The organism is Pseudomonas baetica (assembly GCF_002813455.1).
GTDB lineage: Bacteria > Pseudomonadota > Gammaproteobacteria > Pseudomonadales > Pseudomonadaceae > Aquipseudomonas > Aquipseudomonas baetica.
In genome coordinates, this window is the sequence record NZ_PHHE01000001.1 from 5,973,617 (window position 1) to 6,000,493 (window position 26,877).

A 26,877-nucleotide genomic window follows, 5' to 3' on the forward strand; every position below is an offset into this window, starting at 1 on the left:
TGGCCTCGGACAAAATGTCGCAGCGGACGAAAAAAGCGAGGGGTTCAGATCGCGCGTAACGGGGTGTGTTCAAACGATTCGTTCGGGTGACGGACGGTAAATGGCACGACAGCCGGTATCTACCGGCCTTTGCGGCCACGTCAGTCAGCCGGTTCGAAGAACACAGCGGTTAGCGTTGACCTGGAACCGGCGCGAGCCAGTCCGCATCGACCAAGCGTAGACCCGAATCCGGGGAACCGAAAGGAGAGGGTGTAAAGGGGTGCGACAATGCGTCGCAAAGGGGCGGGATCTGCCGCACCGAGAATGGTGCGGCAGAGATGTACGCAATATTTACTGTTTATTGTCTTCGGTAATCAGTTTTTCTGTATTCAATCCATTGCTTAGGCTGTACACATAAGCCGCCAGCAATTGCACTTTATCGTTGCCCAGCAGTTCGTTCTGCGCCGGCATGTGGCCTTGGCGACCATGGCGAATGGTCTGTTCAAGCTGGGTCAGGCTGGTGCCATAGATAAATCCGGCCGGGTGCGTCAGATTCGGCGCGCCCATGGCTTCAGTGCCGTGGCCGGTTGCCCCATGACAGGCGACGCAGGTCGTGCTGAACGCCTGTTGTCCGGCTTGCAGATCAGCCTTGTTGTCGGCCGGCAATGGCAGCCCGGCCAGTTCATGACGAACGTAGGCAGCAACGTTCTTCACCCCGGCCTCACCCAGTACTTCGCCCCAGGCTGGCATCGCCGCCATCCGCCCACCCATGATGGTGGTCTTGATGGTGTCGGCATCGCCGCCCCAGCGCCAGTCGCTGTCAGCCAGGTTAGGGAAGCCGAAGGCACCCTTGGCGTCCGAGCCGTGGCACACCGAGCAGTTGGAGGCGAACAAGCGGCCGCCCATTTTCAGCGCCTGCGGATCCTTCGCCACTTCTTCCACCGGCATGGCGGCGAACTTGGCGAAGATCGGGCCGAATTTGGCATCCGCCTTGTTCATCTCCTTTTCCCACTCGTGGACGCCGGTCCAGCCGTCCTCGTAGCCCGGCAGAATGCCTTTCCAGTTGCCCAGGCCCGGATACAGGATCAGATAGCCCACGGAAAACACCAGCGTGCCGGCGAACAGCATGAACCACCACTGCGGCAGCGGGTTGTCGTACTCCTCGATGCCGTCGAAGCTGTGGCCCATGGTCTGGTCGACGCTGCCCTTGGTCTCGCCCCGGCGGGTGCCGATCAGCAGCCAGGTCAGGCCGATCAGGCTGCCGATGGTCAGTACGCAGATCCACGTACTCCAGAAGGTGGTCATGGCCGGGTACTCCTTGGTTCAGATACTGGGGTTGTGTCGGGTAGCGGTTCGTCGGCGAATGGCAGCAGGCGCGCTTCGGCGAATTCCGGGGTGCGCTTGCGGTTGAACACCCACAGCGTCAGCCCGACGAAGGCGACGAACACCACGACCGTGCCGAGGCCGCGAATCAGGCCTGCACTCATTTCAATGACCATGGCTCACCTCTTGCTCTTGATCGCAGTGCCGAGCACTTGCAGGTAGGAGACGAGCGCGTCCATTTCGGTCTTGCCCTTGAGGCTGGCCACCGCGCCGCTGATGTCGTCGTCGGTGTATGGCACGCCGAGGGTGCGCATGGTCTTGAGCTTGGTTTCGGTGTGGCTGCTGTCGACCGCTTGCGTGACCAGCCACGGATAGGCCGGCATTTTCGATTCAGGCACGACGTTGCGCGGGTTGTACAAGTGCGCGCGGTGCCAGTCATCCGAGTAACGCGCGCCAACCCGGGCCAGGTCCGGGCCGGTACGCTTCGAACCCCACAGGAACGGGTGATCCCAGACGCTTTCACCGGCCACCGAGTAGTGCCCGTAGCGTTCGGTTTCGGCGCGGAACGGTCGGATCATCTGCGAGTGGCAACCGACGCAGCCTTCGCGGATGTAAATGTCGCGGCCTTCCAGTTGCAGCGCGGTGTAGGGCTTCATGCCTTCCACCGGTTTGTTGGTGACGTCCTGGAAGAACAGCGGGACGATCTGGGTCAGGCCGCCGATGCTCACGGCGAACACCATCAGCAACATCAACAGGCCGACGTTCTTTTCAATCGTTTCGTGTTTCATGGCGGACTCCTCAGGCCATCTGCGCGGCAGCGACGACGTCAGCAGGCTGCGAGGCCCGCACGGTGCGCCAGGTGTTGTAAGCCATCAGGAACATGCCGCTGAGGAAGATCGCCCCACCAATCAGCCGCACGACAAAGCCTGGGTGGCTGGCCACCAGGGTTTCGACGAAGGAGTAGGTCAGCGTGCCGTCCTCGTTCACCGCGCGCCACATCAGGCCTTGGGCGATGCCGTTGACCCACATCGAGGCGATGTAGAGCACGGTGCCGATGGTCGCGAGCCAGAAATGCGCGTTGATCAGACCGACACTGTGCATCTGCTCTTTGCCGAAGATTTTCGGAATCATGTGATACAGCGCGCCGATCGAGATCATCGCCACCCAGCCGAGGGCGCCGGCGTGTACGTGGCCGATGGTCCAGTCGGTGTAGTGGGAGAGGGCGTTGACCGTTTTGATCGCCATCATCGGGCCTTCGAAAGTCGACATGCCGTAGAACGCCAGCGACACCACGAGGAAGCGCAGGATCGGGTCGCTGCGCAATTTATGCCAGGCGCCCGAGAGGGTCATCATGCCGTTGATCATGCCGCCCCAGCTCGGTGCCAGCAGAATCAGCGACATCACCATGCCCAGCGACTGCGCCCAGTCCGGCAGGGCGGTGTAGTGCAAGTGGTGCGGGCCGGCCCAGATGTACAAGGTGATCAGGGCCCAGAAGTGCACGATCGACAGGCGATACGAGTACACCGGACGTTCGGCCTGTTTCGGTACGAAGTAGTACATCATCCCGAGGAAACCGGCGGTGAGGAAAAAGCCCACGGCGTTGTGGCCGTACCACCATTGCACCATCGCGTCGGTTGCACCGGCGTACACCGAGTAGGACTTGGTGAAACTCACCGGCAACTCAAGGTTGTTGACGATGTGCAGAATCGCCACGGTGATGATGAACGCGCCGAAGAACCAGTTGCCCACATAAATGTGCTTGGTCTTGCGCTGCATGATCGTGCCGAAGAACACGATGGCGTAGGCGACCCAGACGATGGTGATCAGGATGTCGATCGGCCATTCCAGCTCGGCGTATTCCTTGGAACTGGTGTAACCCAGTGGCAGGCTGATGGCCGCCAGCAGGATCACCAGTTGCCAGCCCCAGAAGCAGAACGCGGCGATTTTCGGCGCAAACAGCTGAGTCTGGCAGGTGCGTTGCACCGAGTAGAACGAACTGGCGAACAGCGCACAGCCACCGAACGCGAAGATCACCGCGTTGGTGTGCAGTGGGCGCAGACGGCCGAAACTGGTCCAGGGTAAATCGAAGTTGAGTTCGGGCCAGACCAATTGGGCCGCGAGAAAAACCCCGAGCCCCATGCCGACGATGCCCCACACCACCGTCATAATGGCGAATTGGCGGACCACCTTGTAGTTGTAGGCGGTACTGATAGAAGTGTTCATGGTTCCCCATCCACGGTTCAGCCGAAGTGAGCGCACGCAGAAAACGCTGCGAATCCTTCGTCTGGAGTTATAGGCAGACTAAAAGCGAGGCAAGCATGGACAAACAGCACAAGGCCAGTATTGACGGGGATCAATGGGCGCAGTGCGTGCTCGATCATGGATGGCTTTGGGATGCCGCCAGTGGTGGGGCTTCGGCGACGCTGATCCTGGCGCATGGGGCTGGGGCGCCGATGGATAGCGACTGGATGACTGACATAGCTCGGCGCCTTGCTGCACTTGGGGTCAACGTGTTGCGCTTTGAGTTTCCTTATATGGCGCAGCGGCGCGTTGATGGGGTGAAGCGACCGCCGAATCCTGCTGTGAAATTGCAGGAATGCTGGCGTGAGGTGTATGCCGAGGTGCGACGTCATGTCGCTGGGGTTTTGGCCATTGGCGGGAAGTCGATGGGGGGGCGGATGGCCAGTCTCTTGGCCGACGAGTTGGGGGCTGATGCGTTGGTTTGTCTGGGGTATCCGTTTTATGCGGTGGGGAAGCCGGAGAAGCCACGGGTTGAGCATTTGGCTGGTTTGCAGACGCGGACGTTGATTGTGCAGGGGGAGCGGGATGCGTTGGGCAATCGTGAGGCGGTTGGGGCTTACACCTTGTCACCGAGTATTGAGGTGGCGTGGTTAGCGGCCGGGGATCATGACCTGAAGCCATTGAAGGTTTCCGGGTTTACCCATGAACAGCATTTGGCTAGCGCCGCGCAGAATATATCCGAGTTTCTCAGCAAGTGACCGAGCCGGGCTGAGATTTTGAACTGCATGAAGATCTGCTCCCTTCCCCCTCGCCCCCCATGGGGGCGGTCCGACGTTTCGGGAGGGCTGGGGGGTATCGATTTCAGCTACGACATATTTTTTGGGTACATATCCATTCCTGCGGTAACGGCCACTTAGAGAGTGTCAGATTTTTTGTGTGCGGGCCGGTAATGGCCTGCCGTCAGGCAGGCCGGGTTTTACCAGGTCGGCCTGATAAATCGATCTCCGTACAGAATCGCAAATTGGTTCATCGCACTCTTCCAGTCATGAGCCGCCGAGCCCCAGTTTGCCGTGATGTTACGCAGCCCAAGCCAGATCAGCTTGGTCGCTGCGTCATCCGTCGGGAAGTGGCCCCGGGTCTTGATGATCTTGCGTAGCTGAGCGTTGATGCTTTCGATAGCGTTGGTCGTATAGATCACTTTTCGAATGGCAGGCGGGAAGACAAAAAATGGAATCACTCGATCCCAGGCTCGTCTCCAGGCCGCCACCACCGTTGGGTATTGCTTACCCCAAGGGCCATTTTCAAAGGCATCCAGTGCTTCCTCAGCCGCTTCTGCGTTGATGGCTTGATAGATCGGTTTTAGCGCCTTGGCCAGCTCACGGCGCTTGTCCCACGCCGCGTAATCGAGGCTGTTGCGGATCAAGTGGACGATGCATGTTTGCAGCGTTGTTGCCGGAAATACTGCGCTTAGCGCCTCTGGCATGCCTTTGAGACCGTCAGTCACGGCGATCAGCACGTCCTCTACGCCGCGGGTCTTGAGGTCGTTGAAGACCTTCATCCAGAACTTCGCACCCTCGGTGTTTTCGATCCAGATACCAAGAATATCGCGCGTTCCATCGGGTAAAACACCCAGCGCCAAGTAAATCGCCTTGTTGCGGACAAGGCCTTCTTCTCGGATCTTGACCCGCAGCGCATCGAAGAAAATGACTGGGTACATCGGCTCAAGCGGTCGCTGTTGCCACGCACCAATTTCCTCCATCACCTCGTGCGTGACTGAGCTGATGAAGTCATGGGAAACGTCCGTCCCGTATTGCTCAGAGAGGAAAGCGCGGATTTCTCGAACGGTCATGCCTCGGGCATACATGGCGATGATCTTGTCATCAAAACCGGTGTAACGCCGCTCATGCTTGGGGATCAGAATGGGGGCAAAACTGCCATCCCGATCACGGGGAATCTCCAGCCGCAGCGGGCCATCCCCCGTCAAAATCGTCTTGCCCGTTTTGCCATTGCGCTGGTTGGTTTCATCCTCTGGGCGCTGCGCGCCCGGCGGATACCCCAGGTGGTGACCGAGCTCGGCACTCAATGCTCGCTCAATCAAGGCCTTCTTGAAGGCCGCAGAAGCGTCTTCAATAGCCTCTGCGGTAATCAGCCCCTCACCGAACTCTTCGAGCAGCTCCTTGGGGATTTTTGGTAGGTCACGCAGGGGTTTCTTTTTGGTTGGCATACATGCACCTCTTACTCATGTTATGCCCGAACACAAAATTTCTGACACCCCCGCCACTTAGGGTTCCGCCCCTACGGCGGGTCACTTTTTACAAACGCCTAAAAAGTAACCAAAAACGCTTGCTCCTACGTGCGGCCCGCTCGCTGAGGCTCGGGGTCCCTTCGCTCCGGAATCGATCCGGGCGCAGCGCCTACGGTTTGCTTCGCTGCACCTCCTCTCGCTGTGTTTGGCTGCGCCAAACGGTCGCTGCGCTCTGTAGTGGTCTAATGAAACCGGACACCCATTTAGGCGAGAATGCTCGCCAGATAGAGGTGTCTGATGACCAAACAACGTCGTTCTTTTTCCGCTGAATTCAAACGCGAGGCCGCAGGCCTCGTGCTCGATCAAGGCTATAGCCATATCGAAGCCAGCCGCTCGCTTGGTGTGGTTGAGTCCGCGTTGCGCCGCTGGGTTAATCAGCTTCAGCAGGAGCGCACTGGCGTTACTCCGCAGAGTAAAGCGCTGACGCCAGAGCAACAGAAAATCCAGGAATTGGAAGCTCGAATCGCTCGACTTGAGCGGGAGAAATCCATTTTAAAAAAGGCTACCGCGCTCTTGATGTCGGAAGAGCACGAGCGCACGCGCTGATTGATCAACTGAGCCCCCAAGAGCCGGTTGATTGGCTTTGCGCAGTCTTTGACGTCACTCGTTCGTGTTACTACGCCCATCGTCTCAGGCGCCGAACTCCAGACGTTGAGCGGCTTCGGTTGCGCAGCCGGGTTAACGAACTGTTTACGCAAAGTCGAAGCGCCGCCGGTAGCCGCAGCATCGTGTCGATGATGCAGGAAGACGGCGAGCAAATTGGGCGGTTCAAGGTGCGAGGCCTGATGCGGGAACTGGAGTTGGTCAGTAAACAACCTGGATCACATGCCTACAAACAAGCGACGGTTGAGCGGCCTGACATTCCGAACATATTGAATCGAGAGTTTGATGTGCCGGCGCCGAATCAGGTCTGGTGTGGCGACATCACCTACATCTGGGCTCAAGGGAAATGGCATTACCTGGCTGTCGTTATGGATCTTTACGCGCGCCGAGTGGTGGGCTGGGCGCTGTCGAACAAGCCGGATGCGGATCTGGTCATCAAGGCGTTGGACATGGCTTACGAACAGCGTGGCAGGCCTCAAGGGCTTCTGTTTCACTCGGATCAGGGCTCGCAATATGGCAGTCGCCAGTTTCGCCAACGGCTCTGGCGTTACCGCATGCGCCAAAGCATGAGCCGTCGTGGAAACTGCTGGGATAACGCGCCGATGGAGCGTGTGTTTCGCAGCTTGAAAACTGAATGGATACCGACCGTGGGCTACATGACAGCTCAAGAAGCGCACCGCGACATCAGTCATTACCTGATGCATCGGTACAACTGGATTAGACCGCACCAATTCAACAACGGACTGGCCCCAGCTCAGGCCGAGAAAAAACTTAACGTCGTGTCCGGGATTAGTTGACCACTACACTCTCGACCAAAGGACGCGACACACATGGAAACTGCCTTCGCTCAAATCACCGAACGTTTGAACAACCGCCGATTCTCCGTAGCGAACAACGCCCAAGGGCTGTCCGATGCACGCACAGTCTTTCACTACCATGTCGAGGGCGAGGCGGTTTGGGGGACTTATCAGGGCGGGCATATCCGCATCGGCAATCAGGTCGGACGCGTGACCGGGCCCAATACCATCGAACTGCTTTATCAGTGCATCACCGTGGAAGGCGAGATTCGCGCGGGTTGTTCGCGCGGCACGGTTGGCGTTGATGAGGCGGGGCGCACTACGTTGAGTTTCGTATGGGGTTGGTTGTCGGGGGCGAGCGGGGGCGGGGAGTCGAGTTATGTTGAGTTGGTCGCGTAACGGAAGGTCTTAATCCATGTGGAAGCCGGGATGGTGATTCTGTTCAGCTTCCAAGCTACCTCGCCTCCTTAGGATTTAGAGAGCAATATCTCGAAGCGGTGGCTTCGGACATGTTGAACGCAAACCGTCGATATGCTCCATCAGCCCATCGGGGATGCTTTGCCACATCGGGTCGAGTATGAAGGGTGGGCTGTAGCCCATCGATGAACAAGGTCAGCAGCACGTTCAGCATTGAACGCATTGTGAGGTTCAATCCTTCGAAAGCGCTTGATGAAAAAGGCGCCATCGACCAATACCGCTGTGGGCATGCTTTCTTCCTGATAACAAAACGCCCAAGGGTTTGGCACGTCCTGGATGGTTAGGACGGCGTACTGCCTTGGGCGGGATGGGAGCAGATTAGGCGGGGTCGACGTAGACGTCAACCGCTCCTTCTCGGTTTGATCAAGCTCGCGTCATATCTTGTAGGTCCAGTGCCCTTTAGCGGTTGGACAGTGACGAACGGAACGATAAGGCTGAAGGGAAAAGCATGCAAGCCAGCCACTTCCGCAAGTTCTGTAGGCAATGACACGGCCCCCTGTAGTCCTGATGTGAAGCTGCGCATCAGGCACATTTGCGTCGGATGTGCTGCCAACTCTCCCAAGGATCTTGCCCACGGCCACTGGCTTGCTGGATTTTTCAGAAGCAGACTGGCGCTGAGCGCTGTTACGCCTTGCCAAAACCAAAGAACGAACGCCATTTACTCACTGGCTTGCGCTCATAAAAGGGCGCTGTTTCTCTAAGAAAATAGTCACTCAAGCCCGATTCACTTGCAGTCACGCGGTACAGGTCAACCGGCTCACCGGGCGCAGCAGTATCTCCCGCGACATTCCCGGCTTCGCGCATCACCCGCTCGAAGTCGCCATCGACCTCGATGCCCACGATCAGATGAGGTTTTTCGTCGATTGATGTGTCGTGCATCATCGCCAGAAAGGCGCGCGATACGTTGGGGTGTTTGGCGAGTAGCTGTGTGAGCGACTGCACCATCTTCGTCGGGTACTGCGCTGGTTGCCCAAGCAGGACTTTCGTTTCTTTTTCCACCGTGCGCGTTGTTGCTTTTTGGCCAACCTGATCGGAGAGCAGATTGCGTACTTCTTCCGGGAAGAACTCTTTGCCATACGGCGACTTTGGATTCAGAAACAGGGTGGCGCCCTGCGTCATCTCGAACAAAGATCTGGCCGGCAGTTCCAGGTAGGACTCTTCACTGTCGATGGATTTTTGCAGGGTTTGCAGCGAGGAGAAAAACGGGATGACAGGGTTGCCATCGGCTTTTTCCCAATGCGCGATGCTGACTTTGCTTCCCGCTTCGAGATTCACGACGCCGTCGCTCGTGCCCGTCGTACCGAGCACGTAAACAGACGCGCTCAGTAAGGTTCGGAAAAACTCTGGCCGATGCGCGGGTTCGTCGGCGGCCAGGCGGAGGCTTTTTTCGAGCGCGTTTTCTTGCTGGGTGTCCATGATGTCCATCCGTACTCCATAAAAAACAGACAACAACCGATGATAAACGCCGAGGTGTTATTTCACTGACTTCAATAGTGAATGGGCATTCGCTTTCGCGAGCAGGCTCGCGCCTACATTGGAAATCGTTCGTCGCCTCAGAGCAAACTCCACGAAACCCCAACATAAACCCCTATCCCTTCACCCGGTGTCGACCGCGCTGCATCCAGCCCTTTGTCGTCATACCCTGGCGTAACCGTCGCCGCATAGTGCTTGTTGGTCAGGTTGCGCATGTCCACCCAAGTCTGCCAGTCACCCTTTGGTGCGTTGTAACCCACGGTCGCGCCAAACAGCGCGTACGGATCGGCGTAGTAACTGTTGGCGTAATCCACCGCGACTTTCGACACCAGTTGCGTATTCACAGCAGCGAAGAATCCCTGCGGCCAGTCATAACGCAACTCGCCCTGGTAGTAGTGCATCGGCAACCCCGGCAAGCGGTTGTCGCCAAAACGGTCATCATCGCGGTAATGGAAGTCGCTGAAAGTGTACGCCTGACGCAGGCTTAATTGGCGGCCATCAGCGGCTGACCAGAGTTTGCTGTTCAGGCTGGCTTCGACGCCTTGATGCACGGTCGGGCTGGCGTTGAGTTCATAAGGCGTCACGGCGTTGGCGTCCGGGAGTACCGAAAGCAATTCGTGGCGCACTTGCGCGTAGTACCAGGCCAGGCTCCATTCGCCGAATGCGCTGTCGCCGCGTCCACCGAGTTCGAGGGTGGTGGCGGTCTGGTTTTGCAGTTTGATCGGGTCTTTCTGGGTGCCGGTCGCCGCACCGTTACCAGCCGGGAAGCGCACGTTGGAACTGTAAATCAGCGACCACGGGTGCGGTGCTTCGACCGAGCGGCTTAGGTTACCGAACACTTGCACGTCCGGCGTGATCTGGTAGCGCAGGCCGAGGCGGGGGGCGTAGTCCCAGTCGTTCATGCTGGTTTTGCCGCCGCCCTCGGGGTAAGTGACGGCGCTTTCGCGACGGGTGTAGAGGGCGGCCAGGCCGGTGGTCAGCCACAAGTCGTCAGCAATTTCCAGGTCGTTGCCAACGTGCAGGACGGTGTCCGAGCCTTGATAAGTGAAATTGCGCATGCGCGTGCCCGACGCGTAGCCAGCGGTGTTGCCCGTTGGGATGCGCACAAATTCACTGGCGCCGTCGTTGGGCAAATGTTTGGTCACGCGCAGGCCGACGGTGCTGCGGCTTTCCATGCCAAACAGGGTGTCGCGGCGCTTGTAGTCGAAGGTGCCGCTGACGTCGGTGTAGGCGACCTTCAGACGATTCGGGCCTTCACGCAGATCCATCGGGTAGTCGTGGTAGACGAGGCCGGTCTGGATGCTCGAATCGTCGTCGATGTAGAACGTGGTTTTATTGCCGATGAAGGTGCTGCCCGGTTGTTTGCGGCTGTCGTCGCGCGACACATAGGCCGGGTTGGCTGCCCGTGGACTGTGCTCGATGGCGTGTTTGGTCACGCGCCCGGCGAGGTCGTTGTCGGTCTCGCGATAACGAATGTAGAAGCGCGTTTCCAGGTTCGGGTTGAAGCGATAGCCGAAGTTGGCGATTACGCCTTTGCTCTCGCTGGCGGTGTGATCCTGATAGCCGTCGGCGTTCGAATCGGTCAGCGAGACGTAGTAATCAAAGTCGCCCAGCACCTGCCCGGAACTGACCTGACGCTGCTGATAACCGTGGCTGCCGGTGGCGTAGCGCACCTGCAATTTCGGCGCGGTATAGCCGGTGTGGCTGACGTAATCGATGGCGCCGCCCAACGCCAGTGCGCCACGGTCGAAGCCATTGGCACCGCGCAGCACTTCAACATGATCAACCCACAGTGGCTCGAGCAATTCGTAAGGCGTACCGCCCGGACCGGTCAGCGGCAGGCCATCGAGCAGCGTATACAGCCCGGAAGCATGAGCGCCGGGTGCGCGGTTGATGCCCGAACCACGGATCGAAATTTTCACCCCTTCATTACCCGCCGACTGCGCGTAAACCCCCGGTTGATACGCCAGCACATCCTGATTGCTCGCCACGCGACCCTGCAACGGCTGGCGCATGTCGACCACGTTGCTGCCGCCGGGCACCTCGGCCAGGCGCGCTTTGGCGTCCTCAACGGAGGCGTCGGCGCCGCTGCGCTCCTCGGCCGAAATCAGCACCTGGCCCAGCTCCATACCTTGGGTTTCGGCCACGGCCGGGCAGGCAAGGGCCAGGCCCAGCAGGGTAACGGGCAGGGATTTGGGCGCGGGCATTGAAGAACTCCAGACGGTCAAAAACAGGCGATGAACAGTGCGACGTAGAAAGGAGAGATGGAAACACATGGCGACTTTGTTTTTTGCCCATGGGGTGAAATTAAACAGCAGATTCGTTCACGGGATCTACGCTAATCCACTGGGCAAGGAGCCAGCGGCGAGGCATTGGATAGGCCGGTCAGTCATCTTGCATCTGAAAGGCTGTTGAACACTGTCACTGCCGCCAATGGTCACGCATTCATCGATCAGCGCACTTCAGCAAGGACTGCAACCCATGCACATTATTCGGTCAGAACAGACAGCTTTTTTTTCCGACGATTTAATCTTGAAGTTCGCCCGGCAAATTTTTCCGGACATGAAAGCCGCTCATGCAGAGGCGGTCGCTGGAGGAACTGATACAGCGTGGCTCGCACGCTTGACGCATTGCATCCGTGAAGCGCACGCCTATGGGTTCACGCAGGATCGGGACATTATTTCGTTTGTAGAATTATCCCTTTCATTGGGCGGGGATTTCATGCGGCAGAACGATGTTCATCAGCTCTTGATTGATCAACGTATTACACCCCATGAGCGTATGGGGAGGATGTTGCTGGCTTTGACATAAATGGACTAACGGTCTCAGTCTTTGGGGGCCTCCTCGCACTCTGCTCGGACGCTTATATGAAATGCCACCTCTGCGAAACCATTGAGCGCTTCAACCACGGTTCATCGAGCGCAAGCTCGATAGTAGCCTGCCAGTGCCCCTTGAATCCGTTGAATGTCTGCGCTGCAACCAGCGCCAAGCCTGCATCGGCATTAAACCCGGAAAGTCTGCGGCCCGCTATTCAATACACATCGATACAGAGACTCACAGCGAAGGAGTACATCGAGTCGCAACGTGATTATCAGAATGCTTTGTCAGGGACGTGCATGCGCAGGCTAATGAGGGAACATAATACTGTAGGGTTTGAGTTCGAATTTATCGGGCATGACTATAAGGGATTGGACGCCCATGTGATTTTTACCACCTCCGGGCCGCTTTCGAACTTGTTCGAATTGGGGTTCGTTCTGGAAAGTGATGCCAACGATATCGTTGAGATCGGTATGCCGCCGTTTCTTATTCCCAAAATAGATGGAAAGCCGAATAAGCCAGAGATCGGGGCGGTTTATCTCAAGATGGAAGCCGCCATGCGCCAAATCAAAAAGATGGCATTGAAGGACAAAGCGATTCATGCAGAAATTGATGCTTTGGATAAAAGTATTGTCGGACTCGTCAACGAGGATGATGCTTCAAAGTCGTCAGCCAATCAGGAAGTTTCAGCAGAGATTGAGGCTTTGCAGCTTTCGGAAGTAGAACCTGTGCCCGTCAAAAAAGAATCAATCAAGCCGGGAGGGGAAAAAGATATTAACCTTGCGAAGTTGGTTGATCTTTGCAAGGAGTACCTGTTTGCGCAAGGGTGGTCTGATATTCGCCATGGCGATATTGGAATAATTAACGCCGAAGTGAAAAAGGCGGGTGGGGCGGCTGTTTATTCTCAAATGAATATTTCAATGGATGGCTTCGAAAGTGCGGAATTGATTGTGGTCGCACGCGAGCTTTTTTTAAAAGGAATTTTTGCGAGGACTCTCCTATAGGGTTGGCATACTTTGCTCTCCAGGATGAGGGTATCAACGAAGCTGACTATAAGGGTAAGTTGGCACAGTTTGTTCATGTCAATAAAGCCTTGGTAAGTATATTGGCGATTCCTTCCATTTTGTTCAGGCAGCGAAATGGCGATGTTATCTCGGGTGATGATGATCTTTCATCGGCTGTAAAAGAACTGGCGAGTGTCTGGGTAAAGGATGCATTGCCGAATATCCTGTCAACATTAGGCGTTTTTGACAGGGAAGTGTTGGCGACTCATGCAGTCAAAGCCAAAAACACGGTTATCAAGGAAAACCTGGACTCATTGATGGTAGGGGTGAACGCCGCAGAGGACTATTTGAATGGGTCGATCGAAACAAAAGTAAAAAACTGGACGCTGATGAATAACTTGTGTTGTAGCGCAATTGATAAAGGCACCTACCAGGAAATTCTAAGGTGTGCGCATGTGCTGGGATTACCACCGGGATGTGTAATTCAGGAAGCTGCCAGAGTAGCGAGTGCGTGCCTGGATGATACCGGAGAGTATCTGGTCGGGGAGGCTGCGAAGAGGCGTCTGGATGACTTGAAACAGGCGCCAGAAAGAAATCCTGAAATCACAGATATGGATTATTTATCGGTCTGTGAAGTGAAAACTGCCGCACTATATGATCAGAAATGTGCATTTTTAAAAAAAGAGGTATTGGAACAGGTTAAGGCAGTGGAGGCATCTGAGGCGCGACACGATTTTATTGTGGGCAAGGTAAACCGTGAAATAGATGCACTGATTGAACGTATTCGCGATCCATCCATTGTTACCTTCGATCGGCCTGCGTTTACCGCAGAACAGTACGGTGATGGTATGGGGGTGCGAAAAGACACCTTTATCAACGGCCGGGTATATCCATGTTGCGGAAAAGAGGGCATGAAGGGCATTGAATACAACATTGTCGAGCTTCGAAGTATGCCTGCTGTCGGCAAGTATCTGGGGCTTGACCGCAATCCTGAATCGCAAGCGGCTTCCTCGTCCTCAAAGCTGACACAGTCCGACAAGGGGCCTTCAAGCGTGTTGAAAGAGTAATTTCCATCAAAAAAGCAGCCTTTTGACGCGTTGCTGCGTGCGTTCGCGATGGGCTCTACAGGCTTTGGCAAACCGCATGAACGCTGCACCAGCGGCGTGCTGCCGGCCAGCGGCGAATCCCGAAAGGGCAAGACTTCCCGCGGAAAAACCGGATAATGGCGACCATTCGTTTAGCCGTATTCTGGTAATCCCGCATGGAAATCAAGGTCAACTTTCTCGACAACCTTCGACTTGAAGCCAAGTTCGATGACTTCACGGTGATCGCCGATCAGCCCATTCGCTACAAGGGCGATGGTTCGGCACCGGGGCCGTTCGATTACTTTCTGGCTTCGTCGGCCTTGTGTGCGGCGTACTTTGTAAAGTTGTACTGCGACACACGCAACATCCCCACCGAAAACATTCGGCTGTCGCAAAACAACATTGTCGACCCGGAAAACCGCTACAACCAGATCTTCAAGATTCAGGTCGAATTGCCCGCGGACATCTCTGAAAAAGATCGCCTCGGTATCCTGCGTTCGATCGATCGCTGTACGGTGAAGAAAGTCGTGCAGACCGGCCCTGAGTTTGTCATCGAGGAAGTCGAGAACCTCGACGCCGACGCCCAGGCGCTGCTGATGCCGCATGGCGGCTCGCAGGCGGGCACTTACATCGCCGGTAAGGACCTGCCGCTGGAACAAACCATCGCCAACATGTCGGGGATTCTCGCCGACCTCGGCATGAAGATCGAAATTGCTTCGTGGCGCAACATTGTGCCCAACGTCTGGTCGTTGCATATCCGCGACGCGCATTCGCCGATGTGCTTTACCAACGGCAAGGGCGCAACCAAAGAAGGCGCGTTGGCCTCGGCGTTGGGCGAGTTCATCGAGCGTCTGAACTGCAACTTCTTCTACAACGATCAGTTCTGGGGCGAAGACATCGCCACTGCCGAGTTCGTGCATTACCCGGACGAGCGCTGGTTCAAGCCGGGGCCGAAAGACGAGTTGCCGCCGGAGATCCTCGATCCATACTGCCTGGATATTTACAACCGCGACGGCGAATTGCGGGGTTCGAACCTGTTCGACACCAACTCCGGCAATACCCAGCGCGGCATTGTTTCGCTGCCGTTTGTGCGTCAGTCGGACAGTGAAGTGGTGTACTTCCCGTCCAACCTGATCGAAAACCTGTTCCTCAGCAACGGCATGAGCGCCGGCAACACCTTGGCCGAGGCGCAGGTGCAGTGCCTGTCGGAAATCTTCGAGCGCGCGGTCAAGCGTGAAATTCTCGAAGGCGAAATGGCGCTGCCGGACGTACCGCAGGAAGTCCTGGAGAAGTATCCGAGCATTCTGGCCGGCATTAAGGGTCTGGAGGAGCAGGGCTTTCCGGTGTTGGTGAAAGATGCGTCGCTGGGTGGTGAGTTTCCGGTGATGTGCGTCACGTTGATGAACCCGCGCACCGGTGGCGTATTTGCCTCTTTCGGCGCGCACCCAAGCCTGGAAGTCGCATTGGAGCGCAGCCTCACCGAGTTGCTGCAGGGTCGCAGTTTTGAAGGTTTGAACGACTTGCCGCAGCCGACCTTCTCGGGTCAGGCGGTGACCGAGCCAAACAACTTCGTCGAGCATTTCATCGATTCCAGCGGTGTGGTGTCGTGGCGCTTCTTCAGTGCCAAGGCGGACTTCGAATTCGTCGAATGGGATTTCTCCGGCCAAGGTGAAAACTCCAACGCCGAGGAAGCCGCCACCCTGTTCGGCATCCTCGAAGACATGGGCAAAGAAGTCTACATGGCGGTTTACGAGCACATCGGTGCCAAGGCCTGTCGCATTCTGGTGCCGGGTTACTCGGAGATCTATCCGGTCGAAGACCTGATCTGGGACAACACCAACAAGGCCCTGCAATTTCGCGCCGATATCCTCAACCTGCACAACTTGAGCAAAGTAGGCCTGCGTAACCTGGCCCAGGGTCTGGAAAACAGCGAGCAGGATGATTACACCGACATCACCACGCTGATCGGCATCGAGTTTGACGACAACACGCCGTGGGGCAAGTTGACCATCCTCGAACTACGCCTGCTGATCTATCTCGCCCTGCAGAAGTTCGAGCAGGCGAAAGATCTGGTCGAAGCCTTCCTGCAATACAACGACAACACGGTCGAACGCGGTCTGTTTTACCAAGCCGTGAACGTAGTGCTGGAAATGGAGCTGGACGAGGATCTGGAACTGGCCGACTACGAAGCCAACTTCCGCCGCATGTTCGGTGATGAGCGGATGGATGCGGCGATTGGTTCGGTGAACGGTAGTGTGCGTTTCTATGGTTTGACGCCGACGAGCATGAAGCTGGAAGGTCTTGATCGGCATTTGCGTTTGATCGAGAGCTACAAGAAGCTGCATGCGGCGCGGGCCAAAATCGCTAGCTGATTTTCGACGTGTGCGCTTAAAACCTGTGGCGAGGGCGCAAGTCCCTCGCCAAGGTTTTGCCGGCCGTCACGCCTGACTCAACCGTTTCTCCATGATGATCGTGCGCTCGACGCCATGAAACTTATCGCGGATCTTCTCGAAGCCCAGTGAGGCATAAAAACCTTCGGCGATGATGCAGCCTTAACGCCCGTGCGCGGCGTTAGCCAGTTGCCCGGTATCGACCCGCACAAACACCGAGTCGCCCACCGCCGTCAGTACATCCCCCGCGAAGACCTCACAGATTACCCGGGTCTTGCGCCCGACTTCCCCTTCGACTTTCGCCCGCAGGGTCAGCGTTACGCCCATTGGCGTCGGTTTGATGAACTTGACGCCCAGGTTGCCGGTAACGCAGTCGATGCGCGGCAGGGTGCCGGGTTCGCGGTTTTCAGCGCGATAGTGATAAGCCATTGCCGTCCAGTTGGAGTGGCAGTCGACCAGCATCGCGATCAGCCCGCCGTAGACCAGGTCCGGCCAGCCGCAGTATTTGGCGTCCGGCACATGCTCCGCGAGAACGTGCACGCCGTCTTCATGCCAATAACTCTTTATATGCAGGCCGTGCGGATTGCTGCCGCCGCAGCCGTAACAAACGCCTTGCGGCGCGGCGCTGTCTTGCAGTGAGGTGTCGAGGCTGGACATGGGTGTGGTCATCCTGGAGTGGTGAGGCCGGTCAGGCGCATGCGGCATTCGGCGACGCGCCGATCCGTTATTGCTCGGGCGTGAGCCATGTGTCGACAACCCGTCGGTCCAGCTCTTCCCAATACGCCATGCCCAGTACCCGCGTGGTGTTCAGCCCGCGCAGATAACCGCGCAACTGATGAGCGGTGTCCCTGATGAGCTGCGGATCGGTGGCGTTTTTGTTCAACAGCACGCTTTCGTACTGGATCAGGTATTCAGCCACTCGCTCGCGGAAATCGGGCAGGACGGCGTCGCGGATCAGGTCAAACGTTCTCAAGAAGGGATCCTCTTTCGATTTTTTTCTAGTTGTATTGAGTGTGTATCAGTCTTCGTACCGCGCAACTATTGCTAGAAGTAATAGTGACCATCAAGAAACGCAAGTTCTGCTTTGTCGGCAATGAGCGGAAAATCGCCTCCATCGAACACGCAGCCAAGGAATTTGCGCGATGAACACTCTGACTCGACTGGCTTTTGTCGCCCTGCTGATGGGCGCTGCCGCTGCACCGACCTACGCAGATGACGCCCGGTCGTATCACTTTCAGACCATCACCGGCAGCAGTGCGACGTTACAGCACTCGCAAACAGTCGGTGTGTTGTACAGCGACAACACGCTGGACAATCTGCAATACCTTGAGCGTTACCACAACATGGCGGTCAACGGCGCGAAAGATGCGCTCGACTCGCGGATCCGCGAGGCCTTCGTCGAAAGCTCCGACCCGGAACTGGCTGTTGACTGGTTAGTGAGTTCGTTACAGCAGCAGTTCTTGTCCGTGACCGTCTACGACAGCCTGGACGAGTTGGTGCAGGCCCATCCGGATGTCGTGGTGAAACTCGACACCTTCAATCGCCTGTTGACCCAGCGTAACGATCGGGTCGAAGCCCGATTCACCGCGCACTTCTACGACGCCAACCTGCAATACATCGGCAAGGCCGAAGGCGCCGTGGAAAAACAGTTGCCATCGGTTTGGGTTCACAACCAGGCGGCGCCGCAAATCGCCGCGCAGATCGAGAAACAACGTGACCTGCAACTCACGGCATTAAAACAGTTCGACAGTTCGCTCAAGGCGCTGGTGTCGGCAAGCTGAACACTTAAAACATAAATGGCGACGGCGGCGCCGTGAAGCTGCACCGTTGCCGGTTGAACCGAACCTTTATTTTCAGGATTACACCGATGCGTCATTTATTCCTGCCGGCCCTGGCCGTTGCTTCGTTGCTGTTTGGCGGTTGTGCCTCTGCACCGAACGACCCGACGCTGACCTTGCAGACCAGCAAGACGCCGGCGCAGTACGCCGATTGCGTTGTGCCGAAATTGCAGGGCAGTGCACTGAACCCGAGCGTCTCGCAGACTCAGCGCAGTTACCGGATTGTGGTGCCGAGCAAGGTCGCGGCAGACAACGTGCTGGAAGCCTACAAGGCTGGCAGCGGCGGCAAAGTGTTCATTTACGAGCGCCATTTGCTCGCCTCGAATTTCCTCCCGTCAAGTTTCGAACGCGCCGCGCAGGACTGCATCTGAGTGAGGCGTTGACCCCGTTTTAACCGAGCTCCTTTGGTTGGCCGCAACCAACCAATTTTTTGCCCCGTACCGCATTAGGTTACGGGGTTTTTTTTGCCTGTCGGATAGCGCAATGACTGCCATCGGCCCCCCTTGCTCAATCCAGTGTTCGCGTGTCGGCTCAAGCGTACTTGCCTGACCTGGCGATATCAGGGAAGCTCGCCGCCATTGTGCGTGATCATGGTCCAGGGAAGAATTGCATGACGTTAAGGGTGTTGGTAGTCGGCGGTTACGGAAACTTTGGCAGCATTGTCTGCCGGCATCTGGCAGTGATGCGCGACGTCGATTTGTTCATTTCGGGCCGTGACGCCCACAAGCTGCGGCACAAGGTCGATGAACTGAAAAAACAATCGGCGACTGACTGCGGGAGTTGGTGTGGCGACGCCATGGGCGCCGGGCTCGCGTCAGCGCTGCGGGCGATGAACATTGAGTGGGTGATCCACACCGGCGGGCCCTTTCAGGGGCAATCCTATGCCGTCGCCGAAAGCTGCATCGATGCCGGGGTGAACTATTGCGACTTGTCCGATTGCCGCACCTTCGTCAACGGCATCGGCGTACTCGATGCCCGAGCGAAGCAGGCCGGTGTAGTGATCCTCAGCGGTTGCAGTTCGGTGCCGACCCTGTCCTCAGCCATCATCGATGAGCAGCGCCAGCGCTTTTCACGCATTGACTCGATCGAGCACGGCATTTCTTCTTCGGCCAAAATGCCGGGGCTGTCGACCGTCGAAGGCGTCTTGGCCTACGCCGGCAAACCGATCAAACAACTCAGAAACGGCCGCGTACATGAGGTGCTCGGCTGGCAGGACCTGACGCTGCGCAAAATGCCGGATCTGGGCTTTCGAGTGCTGGCCAATGTCGACGTGCCGGATATGGACATTTTCGCCAGTCGTTATGGCGCGCAAACCCTGCGGTTCAAAGCGGGGGCCGGCCTGAAGCTTGGCGGTGTCGCCAATTATCTGCTGGCTCAGGCGTTGCGCAGCGGGCTGGTCCGCGATCATCTTCGCTGGGCGGCAAGATTGCATCGTCTGGGCACCTGGTTCGAGCGTTTTGGCGATGGCAAAAGTGCGATGTACATCGATATTCAAGGCCTCGGCGTGGACGGTAAGCCACTGTCGATGACGGCACAGTTGATCGCCCTTAATGACAAAGGTCCGCAGATTCCAAGCTGTGCAGCCGTTGCCCTCGCCGCGAAAGTCACCAAAGGCTACGTGCCCGCCGCCGGCGCCCGACCTTGTGTGGGCGAAATCAGCGTCGCTGAGTACATGGCTGCGATCAACGACCCGCGTAACCTCAGCCTGACCGTTAAGTTTTCGGACGGGCAACGCTGACATGCTCTATCTGTGCCTCAAGTACATCCATTTCATCGCGGCGATTTTTCTGTTCGGCTTCGGCATGGGCTCCTACCTTTATCTGATCGCCGCCAGCCGTTCGGGTAATCCCCAAGTGATTGCCCATGTGGCCAGAATGGTCGTGCGCTTCGACACCTGGATCACCACACCGGCGGGTTTCATTCAGATCGTGTCGGGTTACTTTTTGCTGAGATTTTCGGGCCTGGCGCTGACCACCGAGTGGGTGCTGATGTCGCTGCTGATCTTCTTCTGTGTGGGCGCTCTGTGGCTACCGGTGCTGTTGCTGCAGAAACGCTTGCAGGTTCTGGCTTTGAACGCGAGCGAGGCGGGCAGGGCGCTGGATGAGACCTACCGGTCGCTGTACCGCAAATGGTTCTGGCTGGGTGTCTGCGGATTTTCGGGGATGTTTGTGATTGTGCTGATGATGGTGACGAAAATGACCCCGTGGCAATTGTTGGGGGTGTTGGTCTGAAACGGTTTTTGCCGGTTTTCGCGGCGGCGTTGCCGGGCGGTTGCGCTAAGCCGGATCGCTTCCTGTTTGTTCTACCTCGGTATCAAGCAGTTGTGCAAAAAGGGCCCGATGCTGCCGGACGGTATCAGCGACGACGTTCATTGGTTTGGGTGCGGCGATTCTGACGATGCGACGCCAGGCGAGTTAAACGGGGCGAAGGCGTCATCCATGACGCCGACAACACTCAGTCAGAACTTGTATTTGGCGGTGAGCATGTAGCTGCGCGGGTTGCCGTAGTTGTCGTTGGAACCCCAGGTCACGTTGCTGCCGATGGCGGAGTAGTAGACGCGGTCGAAGATATTGTTTGCGTTGACCTGCAGGTCCAGGTGCTGGTTGACCTCGTAGCCGGCCATCAGGTCGGTGACTGCGTAGCCGCCTTGCTGGAGGCGATAGCTGCCGCCGCTGGCGAGTACCACGTCGTTGTACATGCGGCTCTGCCAATAAACGTTGCCGCCGACGCGGAGTTTTTCCAGCGGGCCCTGCAGGCGGTAAACGGTCGAGACCTTGAACAGGTGCTCAGGCGTGTCGGTTTTGAATTGCTGATTATTGTTGGCCGGGTTTTCGTCCTTGATGTAGTGCGTGCGGGTATAGGTGTAGCCAGCGCCGAGCTGCCAGTTTTCGGTCAGCGCGCCTTGCAGCTCCATGTCAACGCCTTGGCTGCGCACTTTGCCGGAGGCGTTGTAGCAGGTCATGACCGGGCAACCGCGTTGATCTTGCGCCAGGGTCGAGCGGTTGCTCTGGTCCATCTGGAACACGGCCAGGCTGGTGTTGAGGGCGCCGTTGAAATACTCGCCCTTGATGCCGACCTCGTAGTTTTCACCGACGATCGGCTTCAGCACTTTGCCGGAAAGGTCCTTCGATGTTTGCGGGGTGAAAATGTCGGTGTAGCTGGCGTACACGGAGTGGTGGTCGTCCAGCTTGTAGATCAGGCCGGCGTAACGGGTCAGGTTGCGGGTGACTTTGTAGTCGCCATCGGTGGTGCGGTCATCGTAGTCGTACCAGTCCAGACGGCTGCCGAGGATCAGCGTCAACGGGTCGGTCAGGCTCAAGCGGGTGGTCAGGTAGACGGCATCCTGAGTGGTGACGTTGCGGGTCTTGCCGTCACGCACGAAGTCGGGCTTGGGCGCACCGATCGGCCAGGCGGTGGTGTAAGGATCGTATTCCTTGGTCGTAGCATCGTAGACACGGTTGCTGGCGCCGACGACCAGTTCGTGGGTGCGGCCGAAGGCTTCGAACGGGCCGCTGGCAAAACCGTGGACTGCGGTTTGCTTGTCGGTGTTGTGCGATTGGTAAGCCGTGGTTTCCAGCGGGCCGGCGTAACGCGACAGGTAAGTGCCGGAGAACTCGCCGTTGAGTGTCGATGAAGAACCGGCGACATGCAGTTTCCAGTCGTTGTCGAAGCGATGCTCGACTTCACCGAAGACCGTGTCGATCTGCAGCTTCTTGTTTTCCCAGTCGCTGCCGGGGTAGGTGGAGCGGGGCAGGTCGAGGTGGTGGCCGTCGGCACCGATCGGCAAGCCGCCCCAGAAATAGTTGGTCTGCTCATTTTGACGAGAGAAGCCCAGCGTCGCGGTAGTTGCTTCGCTCAGGTCAGCTTCACCAATGGCGTAGAACAGGCCGTGATCGTTTTGTTCTTTATCGCGGAAACTGTCGGCGCCCTGATAGGAGCCCACCACACGGCCACGCAACGTGCCGTTTTCGTTCAGCGGACCGGAGGCGTCGATCTCGCCGCGATAATCATCCCAGCTGCCAGCTGCACCGGTGAGTGACACCTGCGGGGTCGCGGTCGGGCGTTTGCGCACCATGTTGATGGCGGCCGACGGGTTGCCGGCACCGGTGACAAGGCCGGTCGCGCCGCGAACGATTTCTACCCGGTCAAACATGGCCAGATTCGGTTGCACCGCCATCGAGTACGGCTGGTAAGAGCTGGGCAGGCCGTCGTACATGATGTTATCGATGTCGAAACCGCGAGCGCTATAAGCCTGCCGGCCGGGGCCGCTGGACTGATTGAGAAACAAACCGGGCGTGGCCCGCACGACATCGTTGATGCTGGTCATGCCTTGATCGTCCATGCGCTGACGGGTGATCACCGTCACCGCCTGGGGCGTTTCGCGCATGGTCAGAGAGAGCTTGGTCGCGGTCTGCATCGGGCCGGTGGTGTAGGACTGCGAACCCTCGGTGGTGCTGCTCATCTGTGTGGCGCCGATTTCGGTCGCGCCGAGCTCCAGCGTCGCCGGTGCGGCGGTGTTTTCTGGCGTGGCGTCTTCGGCCGCAGCCGGTGCGACGCTGGCCATGCAGATAGCCAGTGCCAACAGGTTAGGTGCGAGGTTCGAACGGTGGTGGATGGTCTGAAACGACATCAATCTGCTTCCCCAAGGTTTACTAAAAAGAATCTGATGCATATGCGTGTAGGAATTATTCGCATTAGTCTGTCAGATTGATTCTCTTGAAGAAAGGCGTACTCAGCCGTTAGTTAACGAATTTTTCATATTTGGTGGTGGCCGAGGCGTGAGGGATTCTCCAGAAGGTCTGGATATCAACGGGATTAAAACGGGTAACGCAGAGCAGGAATGGCCAGCAGCGGCCGATCATTGGCGTTGATCGACGACGCTGCCAGCGCGTGGTTGAAGCACTGAAACGTTAGTCCAGATCGGCCGCCTGATGCCGCTCCGGGACCTGGCTTTCTTCATCGCCCCATGTGCGATTGACGCGCATCCCGCGAACCACCGCCGGCCGCTTGGCGATCTCCTCGGCCCAGCGCTGCACGTGGGTGTATTCCTGCGCCGACAGAAACTCGGCCGCCGAATACACGTTGTTGCGCACCAGTTGCCCGTACCACGGCCACACCGCGATGTCGGCGATGGTGTAGCTGTCGCCGGCCAGGTAACGGCTCTCGGCCAGGCGTCGGTCCAGCACATCAAGCTGACGCTTGGCTTCCATGGTGAAGCGGTTGATCGGGTACTCCATTTTTTCCGGTGCATAGGCATAGAAATGCCCGAAACCGCCGCCCAGATAGGGCGCCGAGCCCATCTGCCAGAACAGCCAGTTGAGGGTCTCAGTGCGTCCCGCCGGATCGGTGGGCAGGAACGCGCCAAACTTCTCGGCGAGATAAAGCAGGATCGAACCCGACTCGAATACGCGAAGGGGCGGCTCGACGCTGCGATCCAGCAACGCAGGAATCTTCGAATTCGGATTGATCTCGACAAACCCGCTGGAGAACTGATCGCCCTCACCAATGCGGATCAACCACGCGTCATATTCGGCAGCGGTATGCCCCTGCGCCAGCAACTCCTCAAGCAGGATGGTGACCTTCACGCCATTGGGGGTGGCCAGCGAGTAGAGCTGCAAGGGATGCTTGCCGACTGGCAAGGTTTTGTCATGCGTCGGCCCGGCGATCGGGCGGTTGATGCTGGCGAACTGGCCGCCGGACGCAGCTTCGTTTTTCCAGACCTTGGGCGGAACGTAAGACGCATTGCTCATGAAGACCTCATCGTTACTGGCTGAAAGTAGAGTGACACCGTAAGGAAAAATCCCCTCGCGTGCCAGACGGAACTCGGGTTATTTGATATTCCGTGATCACCGAGTGTCCCGGCAGAAGTACCGACGGCTGCTGCAGTCAGTCGGCGCGAAGATAGCGCAGCCATTCGATCAACTTGACGACACCACAGAAAACCAACACGGAAAAGGCAATGAGCGCGACGGCCGCGCCGATCAGACTCAGGTCCGTTGTTATCTGGATGTAGGCGGCCAGCGACAACGCAAGAGCAGCATAGCCAGTGAGGAATTTCCTTCGCGCGATCAATAACATCGGAACCATCAGGACGACAAACAGATGCACCGCGATGGTGATGACCAATTGCGCGACCAATTGAGTGAGCGTCCTGCCGGATGACGCTTGGGCGAGGATGATTTCGCCGTCGTACAGAAACACTTGCAGCGTTATTACGGCGGCGGCTGCGATCCCGACAGCGGGCAATGCGGCGGTTTTCGAGATGTTCATAGGGTGTGCAATTCCAACGACCTGGGCATATCGGTTTGATCTCTATTCTTCATTTGTCAGATGACCGCTGCAAAAACTCGCTGATCATCGAAACCGTCTGCTGCTGGATCACCTCACGCGGGCGTCCGCCGTCGCCATCTGTGCAAATGATGCCGTCGCCGGGCGCGTCTTCTTCAAGCATGGCTATCGCTCCCGGCTTGCACAGCGACATAAAGCTGAAATGGCTGGCGTCTTTGATCTCGACATATTGACTCGACGTTTTCGGCAGGCGCCTCGCCAGGTCGGCGGACTCCAGTTCAGCGGGCAGATCTTGCGACGGCACGCCCGCTGCGATCACCAGCACCGGTACCGGCAACGCCTCCAGACTGGCATCGGTAAAGCCGCGTGACAGGCCCAGATCCAACGCCACCACGGCCGTGACGCGCTTGTCGCGCAAATCGGCGCCCAGGCGGGTCTTCGCTGCCGGGTGACTGGCGGGATTCATGGTTTGGTAAACGGAACAACTGGCTAACTTCAGATGAACGCTGCAGTCGCGGGCAAATCGCTCGGCGTCGAAACGCGCACCGGCGATTTCCAAAGCCGTCCAGCCGCCGAGTGAATGGCCGACCACCGCCACTCGCCGCTGCGTGACGGCGCCAAATTGTTTCGGCTGAGCCGTCACCGCATCAATGGCCCGGCCGATGTCCGCAGGACGCAGCCATAACTGTGCCGCCGCCTGGGGGCTACGGTCATGCGTGGTGCTGCCGGGGTGATTGACCGCTGCGACGATGTAGCCCTTGCGCGCCAGTGCGCTGGCCAGCCATGCCTGGTTAGTCCAGTTGCCGCGATAACCGTGAGAGAGCACCACCAAAGGATGTTCGCCTTCGGTCGGTGGTGCATTGTCTACGGCCATGACGCCGACAAACGCCGGGTTGTCAGCAATCAACGTTGCCGGGCGAGTGCTTGCCCGGGCGGGGTACCAGACAACCATCTCCAGCGGCCGCTCATTGTTCGCGTCCGGCAGCGTCGAACGCTGGAAACCGATCGGGTGGTTGTCAGCCAATACCTGGGTGCTCAGGCAGATCAGAAGCAGGGCGCCGAAAGCTTTTTTCATTGTTGTTTTCGTCCTTGAGGGTGCCGATTGGCGAAGTGGACTTTGCCTTAATCCGCGCGTTTCAGCGAGTCCGTTTTGAACGTTGTGTTGGCGATCGCGCTGACGTCAGTTGCCGTTGCCAGCTCCGCTGTGTTGCTCGATACCAGGTGCACAGGCGGGTGGCCAGCGCTCTTTCAAGTGTTCGACCAAGTAATCCAGAAAGGCTTTGACCTTTGGCGTCATCGCCGCGCGTTCCTGCACACAGGCATAAATGTCCATCGGCTCGACAACCGCGTGCGCCTCACCGTTGGGCCGTGCAAACAGCGGCACCAGTTGACCGCTGGCCAGATAAGGCGCCGCGACGAACTCTGCCAGGCGTGTAATACCCGCACCGCTGGCGGCCATCTGCACCAGTGCGTCGATGTCGTTGCTGATGGCCGTGACGTTGAGGTTGGCATCAAAGCGCTGGCCGTCACGCACAAAACGCCAACGCAGAAAACGCCCGTCCAAGGGGTATCGAAACGCCAGGCACGCGTGGTTTTGCAAATCGTCCGGCGATTGCGGCCAACCGGCGCGTTCCAGGTAAACAGGGGCGGCGCACATGACGAAGGGCAGGGAAACGATCTTGCGCGCGATGATGCCATCCTCCAGTTGCGGTTCGATCCGCAGGCTTACATCGATTCCCTCCTGGATATGGCTGATCTTGCCGTTGGTGGTCGACAGCTCAAGGAGCAGGCGCGGGTGTTGCGCCGCAAAACCCGCGATCAGCGGTGCGATGACATGGCGGCCGAAGGCGGAAGTCGAGGCGATGCTCAACCGTCCTTGCAGTTCGGTTTCGTCATTGCAGATCGAGCTTTGCGCCGACTCCAGATCCGCTGCGATGCGCTTGACCTTGTCGTAATACACCGCGCCGTTTTCAGTCAGCGCCATGCTCCGCGTCGTGCGTTGCAGCAGCCGCACGCCGAGGTGCGCTTCCAGACGATTGATCGTCTGGCTGACCGCCGCTGCACTGACGCCGAGGGTTTTCGCGGCGCCGACAATGGAGCCCGACTCCACCACTTTGATAAAACTGGCAATTGCCGCTAACAGATTCATCCATGGCCTGCCGAGTAGGAGGTTATTCGTAAGTTTTTCTTTATAAAGCACCAGCGAAGGGGCGTCTAGTTGAGCGGGATCCGCCTTGCTAAGGTGCCCGCTCCCTGT

Annotated in this window: 25 protein-coding genes and 1 pseudogene; 11 read left to right on the forward strand and 15 right to left on the reverse strand. The window is 57.7% G+C overall.

The genetic code is table 11. The annotated features are described in order from the left end of the window. Positions 1 to 330: 330 nt before the first annotated feature. Genes ccoP through ccoN form a run of 4 tightly spaced genes read right to left on the reverse strand, consistent with a single transcriptional unit; the run spans position 331 to position 3,525 of the window. Positions 331 to 1,284 carry a cytochrome-c oxidase, cbb3-type subunit III gene (gene ccoP / locus ATI02_RS27635; RefSeq protein WP_095189481.1) on the reverse strand — a complete coding sequence of 318 codons (954 nt, stop codon included), beginning with the start codon at positions 1,282 to 1,284 and terminating at the stop codon, positions 331 to 333. Then, positions 1,281 to 1,478, reverse strand: a complete 198-nt coding sequence (locus tag ATI02_RS27640) for a cbb3-type cytochrome oxidase subunit 3 (RefSeq protein ID WP_095189482.1) — start codon at positions 1,476 to 1,478, stop codon at positions 1,281 to 1,283. The genes ccoP and ATI02_RS27640 overlap by 4 nt, the downstream gene beginning before the upstream one ends. A gap of 3 nt (positions 1,479 to 1,481) precedes the next feature. Beyond that, complete coding sequence (gene ccoO / locus ATI02_RS27645) at positions 1,482 to 2,090, reverse strand: cytochrome-c oxidase, cbb3-type subunit II (protein WP_003223389.1); 609 nt, start codon at positions 2,088 to 2,090, stop codon at positions 1,482 to 1,484. Positions 2,091 to 2,100: 10 nt separating this feature from the next. After that, positions 2,101 to 3,525 (reverse strand): cytochrome-c oxidase, cbb3-type subunit I, encoded by a 1,425-nt coding sequence (ccoN, locus tag ATI02_RS27650; RefSeq protein ID WP_100847926.1) that lies wholly within the window; start codon positions 3,523 to 3,525, stop codon positions 2,101 to 2,103. A gap of 95 nt (positions 3,526 to 3,620) precedes the next feature. On the opposite strand from ccoN, the gene ATI02_RS27655 reads away from it, so the two are divergent. Then, positions 3,621 to 4,301, forward strand: a complete 681-nt coding sequence (locus ATI02_RS27655) for an alpha/beta family hydrolase (protein WP_100847927.1) — start codon at positions 3,621 to 3,623, stop codon at positions 4,299 to 4,301. 218 nt (positions 4,302 to 4,519) lie between these two features. On the opposite strand, the gene ATI02_RS27660 is transcribed toward ATI02_RS27655, so the two are convergent. Continuing rightward, a complete protein-coding gene (locus tag ATI02_RS27660) occupies positions 4,520 to 5,767 on the reverse strand; it encodes an IS256 family transposase (RefSeq protein WP_095191982.1) in 1,248 nt (415 codons plus the stop codon). Between the two features lie 318 nt (positions 5,768 to 6,085). Here ATI02_RS27660 and ATI02_RS27670 point away from each other — a divergent pair. After that, positions 6,086 to 7,248, forward strand: a protein-coding gene (locus tag ATI02_RS27670) for an IS3 family transposase (RefSeq protein ID WP_095191983.1) whose coding sequence is annotated in 2 segments (ribosomal slippage) — positions 6,086 to 6,341 and positions 6,341 to 7,248 — 1,164 coding nt in all. Because the reading frame shifts where the segments join, the coding sequence is not laid out codon by codon here. A gap of 33 nt (positions 7,249 to 7,281) precedes the next feature. Next, the gene (locus ATI02_RS27675) at positions 7,282 to 7,647 is read left to right on the forward strand and encodes an avidin-fold protein (protein WP_100847929.1); all 366 of its coding nucleotides are present in this window, start codon (positions 7,282 to 7,284) and stop codon (positions 7,645 to 7,647) included. Between the two features lie 702 nt (positions 7,648 to 8,349). Here ATI02_RS27675 and sseB read toward each other — a convergent pair. Together sseB and ATI02_RS27690 are read right to left on the reverse strand one after the other, a co-directional pair. After that, positions 8,350 to 9,150: an enhanced serine sensitivity protein SseB gene (gene sseB / locus ATI02_RS27685; protein ID WP_202864028.1), complete on the reverse strand. Its 801-nt coding sequence runs from the start codon at positions 9,148 to 9,150 to the stop codon at positions 8,350 to 8,352. Between the two features lie 128 nt (positions 9,151 to 9,278). Continuing rightward, positions 9,279 to 11,405: a TonB-dependent receptor family protein gene (locus ATI02_RS27690; RefSeq protein ID WP_100847930.1), complete on the reverse strand. Its 2,127-nt coding sequence runs from the start codon at positions 11,403 to 11,405 to the stop codon at positions 9,279 to 9,281. 274 nt (positions 11,406 to 11,679) lie between these two features. On the opposite strand from ATI02_RS27690, the gene ATI02_RS27695 reads away from it, so the two are divergent. The 4 genes from ATI02_RS27695 to ATI02_RS27710 all read left to right on the forward strand — a co-directional run bounded on the left by ATI02_RS27695 (position 11,680) and on the right by ATI02_RS27710 (position 16,476). Beyond that, complete coding sequence (locus tag ATI02_RS27695; RefSeq protein ID WP_100847931.1) at positions 11,680 to 12,009, forward strand: hypothetical protein; 330 nt, start codon at positions 11,680 to 11,682, stop codon at positions 12,007 to 12,009. Positions 12,010 to 12,065: 56 nt separating this feature from the next. Further along, positions 12,066 to 13,019: a hypothetical protein gene (locus ATI02_RS27700; protein WP_146166122.1), complete on the forward strand. Its 954-nt coding sequence runs from the start codon at positions 12,066 to 12,068 to the stop codon at positions 13,017 to 13,019. 2 nt (positions 13,020 to 13,021) lie between these two features. Then, complete coding sequence (locus ATI02_RS27705; protein WP_100847933.1) at positions 13,022 to 14,086, forward strand: hypothetical protein; 1,065 nt, start codon at positions 13,022 to 13,024, stop codon at positions 14,084 to 14,086. A 194-nt stretch (positions 14,087 to 14,280) separates the two neighbouring features. Continuing rightward, complete coding sequence (locus ATI02_RS27710; RefSeq protein WP_095191922.1) at positions 14,281 to 16,476, forward strand: OsmC domain/YcaO domain-containing protein; 2,196 nt, start codon at positions 14,281 to 14,283, stop codon at positions 16,474 to 16,476. Positions 16,477 to 16,542: 66 nt separating this feature from the next. Here the strand turns inward: ATI02_RS27710 and ATI02_RS27715 are convergent. The 3 genes and pseudogenes from ATI02_RS27715 to ATI02_RS27725 all read right to left on the reverse strand — a co-directional run. Then, positions 16,543 to 16,650, reverse strand: a pseudogene (locus tag ATI02_RS27715) (GNAT family N-acetyltransferase); the annotation flags it as partial. A 6-nt stretch (positions 16,651 to 16,656) separates the two neighbouring features. Then, positions 16,657 to 17,151, reverse strand: a complete 495-nt coding sequence (locus ATI02_RS27720) for a PaaI family thioesterase (protein ID WP_100847934.1) — start codon at positions 17,149 to 17,151, stop codon at positions 16,657 to 16,659. A 67-nt stretch (positions 17,152 to 17,218) separates the two neighbouring features. Further along, positions 17,219 to 17,467: a hypothetical protein gene (locus ATI02_RS27725; protein ID WP_100847935.1), complete on the reverse strand. Its 249-nt coding sequence runs from the start codon at positions 17,465 to 17,467 to the stop codon at positions 17,219 to 17,221. A gap of 169 nt (positions 17,468 to 17,636) precedes the next feature. Here ATI02_RS27725 and ATI02_RS27730 point away from each other — a divergent pair, with 169 nt between their 5' ends. From ATI02_RS27730 to ATI02_RS27745, 4 genes are all read left to right on the forward strand, one after another. Further along, on the forward strand, positions 17,637 to 18,275 hold the full coding sequence (locus tag ATI02_RS27730; RefSeq protein WP_100847936.1) for an ATPase: 639 nt from the start codon (positions 17,637 to 17,639) through the stop codon (positions 18,273 to 18,275). Between the two features lie 86 nt (positions 18,276 to 18,361). Beyond that, positions 18,362 to 18,703 carry a hypothetical protein gene (locus ATI02_RS27735; protein ID WP_095191918.1) on the forward strand — a complete coding sequence of 114 codons (342 nt, stop codon included), beginning with the start codon at positions 18,362 to 18,364 and terminating at the stop codon, positions 18,701 to 18,703. Between the two features lie 239 nt (positions 18,704 to 18,942). Continuing rightward, the gene (locus tag ATI02_RS27740; protein ID WP_095190969.1) at positions 18,943 to 20,070 is read left to right on the forward strand and encodes a saccharopine dehydrogenase family protein; all 1,128 of its coding nucleotides are present in this window, start codon (positions 18,943 to 18,945) and stop codon (positions 20,068 to 20,070) included. A 1-nt stretch (position 20,071) separates the two neighbouring features. Beyond that, positions 20,072 to 20,563 carry a DUF2269 family protein gene (locus ATI02_RS27745; protein ID WP_100847937.1) on the forward strand — a complete coding sequence of 164 codons (492 nt, stop codon included), beginning with the start codon at positions 20,072 to 20,074 and terminating at the stop codon, positions 20,561 to 20,563. 227 nt (positions 20,564 to 20,790) lie between these two features. Here the strand turns inward: ATI02_RS27745 and ATI02_RS27750 are convergent, their stop codons facing one another. From ATI02_RS27750 to ATI02_RS27770, 5 genes are all read right to left on the reverse strand, one after another. Then, positions 20,791 to 22,962, reverse strand: coding sequence for a TonB-dependent siderophore receptor (locus ATI02_RS27750; RefSeq protein ID WP_100847938.1), 2,172 nt, complete (start codon positions 22,960 to 22,962; stop codon positions 20,791 to 20,793). 280 nt (positions 22,963 to 23,242) lie between these two features. Then, entirely contained in the window at positions 23,243 to 24,082 is an 840-nt protein-coding gene (gene yghU / locus ATI02_RS27755) for a glutathione-dependent disulfide-bond oxidoreductase (RefSeq protein WP_095190966.1), read from the reverse strand. 136 nt (positions 24,083 to 24,218) lie between these two features. Beyond that, positions 24,219 to 24,602: a hypothetical protein gene (locus tag ATI02_RS27760; RefSeq protein ID WP_095190965.1), complete on the reverse strand. Its 384-nt coding sequence runs from the start codon at positions 24,600 to 24,602 to the stop codon at positions 24,219 to 24,221. A 49-nt stretch (positions 24,603 to 24,651) separates the two neighbouring features. Further along, positions 24,652 to 25,695: an alpha/beta hydrolase family protein gene (locus tag ATI02_RS27765; protein ID WP_100847939.1), complete on the reverse strand. Its 1,044-nt coding sequence runs from the start codon at positions 25,693 to 25,695 to the stop codon at positions 24,652 to 24,654. 105 nt (positions 25,696 to 25,800) lie between these two features. Next, positions 25,801 to 26,769: a LysR family transcriptional regulator gene (locus tag ATI02_RS27770; protein WP_100847940.1), complete on the reverse strand. Its 969-nt coding sequence runs from the start codon at positions 26,767 to 26,769 to the stop codon at positions 25,801 to 25,803. Positions 26,770 to 26,877 lie beyond the last annotated feature (108 nt).